We start from the raw sequence: 9604 nt of genomic DNA on the forward strand, positions 1-9604 counted from the left end.
TTTAAAGAGCATCCAGAGACACTACCGATGCTCATAAATATCTATAAGGCTTATTTCACTTGATAAAGTGCATCGCCCACGGCATTCAATAAGCGGTCAATATCTGCTTCTGTGCTGTTGAACATTGGACCGAACTGAAGCGTGTCACCTCCAAAGCGGACATAGAAACCTTCTTTCCAGAGTTTCATACCGAGTTCAAAGCCTCGAATGGTGGCATCGCCATCACGCGGAGCTAACTGCAACGCACCAATCAAGCCACAGTTGCGAATATCTAAAATGTGCGGTGCGCCTTTTAAACCATGCAGCATTTTTTCAAAACTTGGTGCCAACGCCGCCGATTGAGCTAACAAGTTTTTCTTTTCTAAAACTTCAAGCGCAGCTAAAGCGGCAGCGCAAGCAACCGGATGTGCCGAATAGGTATAGCCGTGGGTAAATTCAATGGCGTGTTCTGGTAAGTCTTGCTGCATAAACGCAGAGTAAATTTCATGGCTTGCCACCACACCACCTAAAGGAATGGCACCATTGGTGACTTGTTTCGCAAAGTTCAAAATATCTGGCGTAACTCCGAAATATTCCGCCGCAGTCCATGTTCCTAAACGCCCAAAACCTGTAATCACCTCATCAAAAATTAACAAGATGTCATGCTCATCACAGATTTCTCGTAAACGTTGTAAATAACCCGTTGGCGGCACAATACAACCCGCAGAACCGGAAATAGGCTCCACAATGACGGCTGCAATATTTGAAGCATCATGTAGCTCAATTAATTTAAGCATTTCATTGGCAAGTTCTACCCCGCCTGTTTCTGCACAGCCTTTGGTAAAAGTTAAATTTGGCTGTAAGGTATGCGGTAAATGGTCTACATCCATAAGCTGACCAAACATTTTACGGTTGCCGCCAATTCCACCTAAGCTTGTCCCCGCAACGTTTACGCCATGGTAGCCACGGGCACGACCAATCAATTTGGTTTTGCTTGGTTTGCCTTTAATACGCCAATAAGCACGTGCCATTTTGATCGACGTATCTGCCGACTCTGACCCTGAGTTGGTAAAGAAAACGTGTTGTAGTTTTTCAGGCATATGCTGAACAATTTTATCTGCCAGCTTAAAAGAAAGCGGATGACCAAACTGAAAAGCTGGTGAGTAGTCGAGCTGACCTAATTGGGCGCTTACCGCTTGTTGAATTTCAGGCAAGGTATGGCCTGCACCACAAGTCCATAAGCCTGAAAGTGAATCGAATATTTCACGGCCAGAATCATCAATCAGGTATGACCCTTTTGCGCCGACAATCATACGTGGGTCTTTAGCAAAGTTTCGATTTGCAGAGAAAGGCATCCAGTGTGCCTGATAATTTATATGCATATTATTATTGGTTTGAACCGCATCTAAAGTATGTTCAGAGTCGCTGAATTTATCCGTATCAAACATAACCATTCCTGTTTATTTTCAAATTATGGTTTGAGTGTACATAGCGAGATAAGTTTGATAAATTCAAATTATCTTGAGTTTAGATTTAAAAAAACAAAACTAAATGAAACCTAAAAAATTAAATCAAGTCACTGATTTTGATATAAAACTTCTCAAAATATTTAAAACGGTTTGCGACTGCCATAGCTTTACATCTGCCGAAAGTATTTTGGGTATTAGCCGCTCTGCAATTAGTTTGCATATGAGTGATTTAGAAAATCGTTTAGGCATTCGGCTATGCCAACGTGGCCGTGCCGGATTTGCCCTCACCGATGAAGGGCGGGAAATTTTAGAATATATTGAAGTACTCACAGCAGCGATTGAAGACTTCCGCTCTAAAGTCAACCAAATGCATAACCGCCTTAAGGGGGAGTTTAATATCGGCATTATTAACAACCTTGTGACTATGCCTAGAGGCTATATTACCAACACCTTGACTCAACTTGCCGAAGAGCATGCCGAAGTTATTATTAATATTAGTATGAGCACCCTTTCAGATATTGAGTGCCGTGTACTTGATAACCGATTGCATGCAGGTGTTATTCCCCTTGTGACGCCTTTGTCTGGTTTAGACTATTTCGACTTATATAGTGAAAGTTCATTTTTATACTGCGGCAAAAATCATCCTTTATTTAACCACTGTAGCAATATTAATTTAAATGAATTAAAAAAATGGCAAGCCATTCTTCCTAATTATGCTATTACCTCAGAAGCCGCAAAGTTACATCAGCTTTTAGACTGTAAAGCGACAGCAAGTGACCGTGAAGGTATTGCCTTTCTGATTTTAACTGGCAAATTTTTAGGTTTTTTACCCGACCATTATGCAAAAAAATGGGTTGAAGATGGTGTGATGCAACCTGTTTTAAAAAACAAAATGCACTACAGCACCCCTATATGTTTAATTACTCATAAGGGTAAGAACCACAATAATATTTTAAAAACATTTGTAGATATGCTTGAGAAAAGAATCAGCAGTAGTTAAAAATATTTATATATAGATGTAAGAATATAGATTATTTATAAATAACAAGCCTTTTTATTTATAAAAACTTCACAATAAAAATTTACAAAATTAAAGCTCCATAGGGGCTTTTTAGGTAAAAATGACTATGCAGTATATTTAAATATATTTAATATTTAATAAATATCACTTAACGATCTGTTTTTAATAAATAAAAAATATATAATCACGCCCGCAAAGTAAACATAAATACTTAAGGTTTATTCATGAAAAAAATTTCAACTTTAGCAGTTTCTATTTCATTTATTATGTTAACGGGGTGCGGTGGAGGCAGTTCAAGCTCTAATAATACTGAAAATGTATCATCACAAGCTCAGGAACAATCTACTCAAAATGTAAATAGTCTAAAATGTGATAGAGGTATTCTCTTAAATTCTACGCTTTCAACTAATACAATTTTTGATGAAACGCTATATTCTTTAAATTATAGATTTAAGGAAATTTCTTCAGGAAATCCTCCAACTTCAATTCCACAACTTTATGCATATGAAATTAAAAGAAATGATCAAATGTTATATGCTTATCCAAAAGCACTTTACAATATAACTGCTGATGAAATTGAAAGTAGTTTGGCTGAAGATATCGTCCAAAGTTATGACCTTAACTCTTTCGGTCTTTTCACTAAAAAGACATACCAAAAGCAGAATAATGGTTGGCCTTTAGGTTATGTCGTTGCATCACAAGGTTCACAAATTACAACTGCTCAATTTAATGATACTTGTAGTTTAAATTCATATAACATTAGTTACGACTACGAAAAAATAGATGTTTCAGGTAAAAAAATATCTGACATTTTCCCATCTAATATTTTAACAAGTCGACCAGAAAATATAGACTACTTATATATGAGTAATCACTTTGCTGGAACACTTAAAAATAATCAAACAGCTTTTACGAGCTTATTAAATAGTAATGAAACCTTCCCAAGTGGCTCATATATTTATGTACCGAAGTCTGTTGTTTATAACAATACCGAATTTTATTTCTTTGATAGCGATAGTACTAATTTCAAAACTGTAGTTGAATGGCAACAAGCTCTTTATCCAAAAGCTAAATATAAATTTGATACTGTGGCTGGCTACAATGTAACTTACTCTGTAGACAGTGCAGGTAATCAAATTTATTCGGGTGGTAAAGACCCTGCCATTGAAATGAATGGCAAAATTTACGATGGTGAATGGCAAGTTAAAGGTAATGTTGTTTCTGAAACATACGGTGAACCAGCAATTATGTCGACCACTAATTATCAAACAAAAGGAAAATTTGCTTTATACAATAAAGCGAGTTATGACTTTCTTGCTGCCCAAATCCAAACTTACTATAAGTAAAATTTAAAACCTGTATATCCCAAAGTACTTAGCCAATGTACTTTGGGATATTTATCTAAACCAGCCCTACCCTTAATAAAAAGTAATCTAATGCCTTATTTCCTTCATACGTATCGTTCTTATCTAAATACTGAATAATTGCACCCTCAATCATATACAAAAAGAGTTTCGCTTCATTAAATGTTGCATCGGCCTTAAGTGTTCTAAGTACGCTATAGATTTCATTGGTCAGCCATGTTCTGTACCTTACTGCGGTTTGGTAAGCATTTGGATAGCTATTTTTAGTTTCAAAAATAGCCTTAAATAATAAGTAATATGGTCCCTCTAAGTCGGTATGTAGAACATACAGTTTCTTGAGTTTATCTATGACATTTGTATCATGTTCATACTCCACCAGTGCAACCACTTGGTCTTGGAGCCGTTCTTTTTGTACGAGTAGACAAATATCAATGAAGCGCTCTTTTGAGTGAAAATAATTATAAAACGTCATTTTGTTCACTTCAGTTTCTTTCACAATTTTGTCGACGCCCACAGTGTGAAACCCACCATGGTGAAACAGATTTATTCCTTTTTTTACAACTTCTAAAGCACGTGTTGGGAGAATTAAATTTGGCATAGTTTTACCGTTATAAAATAAATTTTTGTTGTATATAAATGAGTTAAAAAAATCTGTGCCCTTTCTGGGAGAAAAAAAGGCGCAGCAAAACCCATAAAGACTGTGCTTGGCACATCTCGAGTTTTATAGTTGCTAAGTTTTTGGTCGTGACGATTTAAAGCTTGATAAACCTAATGGCGATCAAACTTGTTAACAAACTAAGTTGTGTTGTTATAGCTTTTGGCAAAGGCTGCCAAGAAATAATGGATGTGCAAAGCCGACTCCTTTTTATTGGGAGTTCTGCCAGACATTAAAATTATGGTGGCAGAACGAAAAGGGGTTAGCAGACTGGTCAAACGTGGCCAGCACACCCGAAGGTGTCCCCCTCCCGTTCCGCCGCAGAGGGGGCACGAGGGCTCAACACTAAAAGTATGAAACTTTTAATGTACGTTTGATGCGGTCTGCTAAAACCGACTGGCAATGTAGGCCAGCACGCAAAGAATAATAGTCACTCTATTTATCGTCAAGCACAAAAAGTGACAACTGTTTTAAAATAAAACAGACAAAGTATTTGATAAATCAGTGGGTTTTTAAGATGTACTACAAAATCTACGGGTAAAAAACAGATGTTGTTATTTCTATAGTTTTTTAAAAAATAATTGAGTTCAGCAATAAGAAAGATTGGGCTAATTCTTATAGTTCCTAATCAGAATAGATGAGAAAAATAAGCCTCTTACTCTCAGTTGGCTTGAGGCTTGGTAAATTCATCTCAATAGCACCTGTTTAAAGATGCTACACAAAATAATTAATGGTTCTTTTTAGAGAATTTATGACCTTTAGGAAGTGGAGCATCACATGGTTGATCCGTCTTTACATCGACCATTTTCACTGGCCCATCATTGTAGACCGTTACTTTACAGCCTTTTACAACATATTCCTGTTCAATACCACCGTACCTTTCATCATCAGAAACGGGAGCTACAGAAGTTACACCATAACAAGCTCCATCAGCATCACATTCAACCTCTACTCCACTAACATCAGCTCCACCCGCTTCTGCCACTTCTGCTCCAGCAGCTTCCATTGCGTCAACCTCTTCAACCTGTGTCTTTGCTGCATATGTATTTGAAAGACTCATCATTAGAAAAACTGCAAGAAAGAACTTACTACTGCGATTTATTGAATTCATGTTTTATCCATAGCTATTGATTTGAAATTGGTGCATTCTGGGAAGGAAAAGCTTCAATTTTCCTATTTTTCAAAAATATTAAAAAAATTTTAGAAGTCATACAATGTCATATAATTAGATTAATTTGGCAGCATTTTTTAAGCTATCTTAAATTTGATAGATAACTTCATACTGACCAGTTAACTCTTCTCTTAAAAGATCGAATAATTCACTTCCTAATAGTTTGAATTCCCTTTCATCCTGAATCGATTTAAAGGTAGAATTTTCTCTAATTATATAAAACGCCGATCTAGTATTGATAGGTTTCTTTAATCTAATTAAATTATTATATAACTACTGCCTCACACTCTTTTGTATTAGATTCCAAATACTTTTTCCATTGAATCAATACTTTTAAAAATAATTCAGTAGAGATTTCTCCACGATAATTTTTAGTTTTGTTAGTACGAAGTTTAAATGTCGTAATTTCCTTTGTAAATTTCACACTTCCCCCCATATCACCGTAAGGAGAAAAAATAATTTCTTTTCTTTGATTTCTCAATATACTCTCAATTTTTAATAAAGCCTCAGATATAAGTTCTAAATTATCTATGCTTGAAATAAAATCCAAAAAGTCTTCATCCCCTCTAAGATATGCATCAAATCCCTCCGCTTGATTTTTATATGGGGCTACCTCCCAACCGAGTGTTGGTACATATACTCCTTCATCACCTTCATATTCTTCTCTTAGAACATATTGAAATTTAATTTTCATCTCATTTATTTCCTCATTATAAAGGCCCGCCACGCCATTGATTCACTGTAGAATTAGGACTTTGGCTTGGTGGTACAAACTTAACGTTTACCCCCAGAAGGTGTAGTAGTAGTAAAACGTTCTTGTGAACGTAAATTAGCTGGCTTATTTTTAAAAGCCTCTGATAGTTCATATTTCAATCTTGCTTCCGACTTTTAATAGCATAAGTATTTCTAACAATTATTAAATTACAAGCTATATTATAGTTTACTTATAGACAAAATAATCAACATATTTAATACCTATAAAATAATATTTACAGCTCTAAATTAATTATATTATTAACAATTTCCACCACATCCACATCTTCATCCAAATACTTTTCATACCAATAATCTATTTTATTAAGAGGATTAAAAACAACACCTAAACAACCACCTTGATTATTATCAATATAAAAAGACATATCATTATTTAAACAATACTTTTCAATATCAAAAAGAATAGTAGGCACTACCCGCACATAATCATCATAAATATAGTAATATAGGCAATTATTTTTAACAAAACCACCTAAAATAAAATACTTCTCCCCTACGATTAAAGCATAATCATAATTATAGCCATAATCATAATTTACTGATAACTTGAAAAAACTATTTAAACTACTCCCTTTTTCAACTAATGCTTTTCCAATGGAATTAGAAATACATTCAACCACAGTTATTACTCCTATTGAACTTTCGCTCGCTGCTCAACATTATCTACAGTTTTATCACTTACTCCTACGAGTCTAGATGCTGAAGCAAGTCTTGCTAAAGCCCTGCTTCCTGTTACCAATCAGTATGTAAAGCCTGTATGCTAGTTGCATATGTATTTGAAAGACTCATCATCAGAAAAACTGCAAGAAAGAACGTACTACTGCGATTGATTAAATTCATGTTTTATTCATAGCTTTAATATTCATCAGGATCCGTATCCCACAAATTAGGATTTGGTTCCGCATATATAGAGTTCTCAATAACTTTACACCAGCCTATACCATTTAAAAACATACTTAAATCTAAAATCTTGAAATGATCTTTATCAATTCTTTCTAATGTAATTAAACTACGTTTATAGTACATATATTCACCTCCAGAGCCAGCAGGCACTCTTTTATTTAATTCGCTCCATGACCATTCTAAAACTTGTCCAGATATATGAGGAACAGTCTCAAAAAAATCAATATTAAATATACTATTTATCCTCACCAAACACGGAATATTTTCACACTCCAACATCATTTCAGAATGTAAATTATTTGGAAGTTTAAGATCTAAAATAAACATTTATTTATAATTCCGCAGAATAATACTTTCACATGTAAAGAATTTATTAAAATCTTCTATTGGAGTTAGGTCATAAATCTTTCAACCAATCTGGCTCTTCAACTTCAGCTACATGGCTATATTCTCTATTTTCAACTACTGGAAGCCATCCACTTCCTGATTCGAACATAGACAAGTTTTCAATAATATATAAATCTTTCTCAAGCTTAGATAAAGTAATTAATCCATATTTATAATGAAGATATTCCCCACCAGCACCTGCGGATACTCTTAAATCAATTTCTTTATACTCCCAACCTGTTACAAAACCTGTAACCTGAGGATAAGCGACTAAAAAGTCGATTTCAAATTTTTCAGCAATCTTACATAAACACGGTATTTGTGATGTTTTAAGCATATTTTCTGTATGAAGATCATCTTCAAATTTAGCATGAACTTGTAACACTATTTATAATTCCTAATTATTACTATTTCGCCAGTAAGTGCCTTTTTAAAGCTTTCTATCAAAATATAACATGATGTATTGTATGGCTCCTGTATTGCTAATATAGTTACTAAAACCAATACTAGATTTAACTTCAAATAGTGAATACTTTTTATATCACTATGGTTTTGATACGCTTGTATACAGCCATCTGCTTCAAAATAAATTAAAAAGATATGTAGTTAACGTAAAAAACAACATTGCCCATGAGACATTTCTTAATGATTTCGGCCCATAAATTCCCATTATCACTAAAATAATTGGTTGTACGAAAATACCAACTTTTTGAAAAAAACTAAGATCATCAAGCATAAATAATATCCCAAATAGAAATTTACTTCTAATCCCGTCAAAATACCTGTAATTGCCACACTGTTGATTTTAGTACTACTTTTGCAATACTTTTTTCATCCCATATAGGCTTATTTCTCTAGATAAATAACCCTTTAAAGAAATCTTCAAGCAATAAAGATCATTGAATTAAGTAAAATCTTGCTTACTATCAAGCCACCTTAACTTAGAAAAAAGTGCTAAAGAATCTGGGTCACGTTCTAATAATTTATCTAATAAGCCATCTTCAGCTAAAGCCCAATGAAGCATCATAAAATGACTACGACCATCATTACCATAATAGACCATCTCATACCGTACTTTAGGATCTTTTATTTCTATTTCTCTCTGCTTAAATGCAATTAGTTCATTACCATGTTCCCCAGAAATTCCATAAAACAATATATCGTTATTACTATGGTATATGCCGTATATATAAATAGTGTCATCATTCCAGTTTTCACTTAAAGATATACCTAACACAGTTAACTCCTTTATTAAGCACCTAACAATGAACCAACAATTTTCATGTCAATTTTTTAGTTTCACTATAAGACTACTCTTAAGTTAATAAAATCATTAAAATATAAAAAACTCTAATACTTTTATATCTATGAACGAAAAAGCAATTAGCCAATATTTAAGTTTTATTCTAAGACACAAACCAGAAGAAATTGATCTAACATTAGATCGTGAAGGTTGGGCAAATATTGAAGACTTAATTTCGTAAGCATCCGCTGAACGCCATCGCCAAGTTTTAACGGGGTTCAGGTTTCCAGCGGTGAGGTAGTAATTCTTCTATTTGAGGCACTTTATGTGTTGGCAACCTTTTCAGCACATCACTTAAATAGGCATACGGATCCAAGCCATTCAGCTTTGCTGACTGGATTAAAGTCATGATATTGGCAGCTCGTTGACCACTGCGCAGCGAACCTGCAAATAGCCAGTTCTTACGCCCCAAGGCCCAGGGACGCATTTGGTTCTCTATCCAATTATTGTCAATGGGTAGATTGCCATCATCCAGATAGCGGCGGCTTTGTTGCATAAACATTCAAAAGCTGAGTTCTCCCCAATCCATTCAAATTTAAGACACAACTTGGGTGCGAGGTCTACCTAATTCCGTAAAT

The 9604-nt window shown here is 34.5% G+C and carries 10 protein-coding genes and 2 pseudogenes; 3 read left to right on the plus strand and 9 right to left on the minus strand.

Translation table 11 applies throughout. The annotated features are described in order from the left end of the window. Nucleotides 1–50 precede the first annotated feature (50 nt). Nucleotides 51–1433 (minus strand): aspartate aminotransferase family protein, encoded by a 1383-nt coding sequence (locus tag HMPREF0014_RS15005; RefSeq protein WP_006580586.1) that lies wholly within the window; start codon nucleotides 1431–1433, stop codon nucleotides 51–53. 97 nt (nucleotides 1434–1530) lie between these two features. On the opposite strand from HMPREF0014_RS15005, the gene HMPREF0014_RS15010 reads away from it, so the two are divergent. Both HMPREF0014_RS15010 and HMPREF0014_RS15015 read left to right on the plus strand, forming a co-directional pair. Next, nucleotides 1531–2448 carry a LysR family transcriptional regulator gene (locus HMPREF0014_RS15010; RefSeq protein WP_004886320.1) on the plus strand — a complete coding sequence of 306 codons (918 nt, stop codon included), beginning with the start codon at nucleotides 1531–1533 and terminating at the stop codon, nucleotides 2446–2448. A gap of 245 nt (nucleotides 2449–2693) precedes the next feature. Further along, nucleotides 2694–3815: a hypothetical protein gene (locus tag HMPREF0014_RS15015; RefSeq protein WP_006580587.1), complete on the plus strand. Its 1122-nt coding sequence runs from the start codon at nucleotides 2694–2696 to the stop codon at nucleotides 3813–3815. Between the two features lie 55 nt (nucleotides 3816–3870). Here the strand turns inward: HMPREF0014_RS15015 and HMPREF0014_RS15020 are convergent, their stop codons facing one another. From HMPREF0014_RS15020 to HMPREF0014_RS15050, 7 genes are all read right to left on the minus strand, one after another. Then, nucleotides 3871–4431, minus strand: coding sequence for a TetR/AcrR family transcriptional regulator (locus tag HMPREF0014_RS15020; RefSeq protein ID WP_004886317.1), 561 nt, complete (start codon nucleotides 4429–4431; stop codon nucleotides 3871–3873). A 784-nt stretch (nucleotides 4432–5215) separates the two neighbouring features. Further along, nucleotides 5216–5599: a hypothetical protein gene (locus HMPREF0014_RS15025; RefSeq protein ID WP_004886314.1), complete on the minus strand. Its 384-nt coding sequence runs from the start codon at nucleotides 5597–5599 to the stop codon at nucleotides 5216–5218. Nucleotides 5600–5924: 325 nt separating this feature from the next. Further along, nucleotides 5925–6353, minus strand: a complete 429-nt coding sequence (locus tag HMPREF0014_RS15030; protein WP_004886313.1) for a hypothetical protein — start codon at nucleotides 6351–6353, stop codon at nucleotides 5925–5927. A 295-nt stretch (nucleotides 6354–6648) separates the two neighbouring features. Next, on the minus strand, nucleotides 6649–7053 hold the full coding sequence (locus tag HMPREF0014_RS15035; RefSeq protein ID WP_004886312.1) for a hypothetical protein: 405 nt from the start codon (nucleotides 7051–7053) through the stop codon (nucleotides 6649–6651). A 235-nt stretch (nucleotides 7054–7288) separates the two neighbouring features. Beyond that, nucleotides 7289–7663, minus strand: coding sequence for a hypothetical protein (locus HMPREF0014_RS15040; RefSeq protein WP_004886311.1), 375 nt, complete (start codon nucleotides 7661–7663; stop codon nucleotides 7289–7291). 70 nt (nucleotides 7664–7733) lie between these two features. Then, the gene (locus HMPREF0014_RS15045; RefSeq protein WP_004886310.1) at nucleotides 7734–8108 is read right to left on the minus strand and encodes a hypothetical protein; all 375 of its coding nucleotides are present in this window, start codon (nucleotides 8106–8108) and stop codon (nucleotides 7734–7736) included. A 519-nt stretch (nucleotides 8109–8627) separates the two neighbouring features. Continuing rightward, complete coding sequence (locus HMPREF0014_RS15050) at nucleotides 8628–8960, minus strand: hypothetical protein (protein ID WP_004886308.1); 333 nt, start codon at nucleotides 8958–8960, stop codon at nucleotides 8628–8630. Between the two features lie 130 nt (nucleotides 8961–9090). Here HMPREF0014_RS15050 and HMPREF0014_RS25490 point away from each other — a divergent pair. Further along, nucleotides 9091–9204, plus strand: a pseudogene (locus HMPREF0014_RS25490) (RNA 2'-phosphotransferase); the annotation flags it as partial. Between the two features lie 30 nt (nucleotides 9205–9234). Here HMPREF0014_RS25490 and HMPREF0014_RS15055 read toward each other — a convergent pair. Next, nucleotides 9235–9507, minus strand: a pseudogene (locus HMPREF0014_RS15055) (transposase domain-containing protein); the annotation flags it as partial. Nucleotides 9508–9604: the final 97 nt, after the last annotated feature.

The sequence above is a fragment of the Acinetobacter sp. RUH 2624 genome, assembly GCF_000162375.2.
GTDB lineage: Bacteria > Pseudomonadota > Gammaproteobacteria > Pseudomonadales > Moraxellaceae > Acinetobacter > Acinetobacter nosocomialis.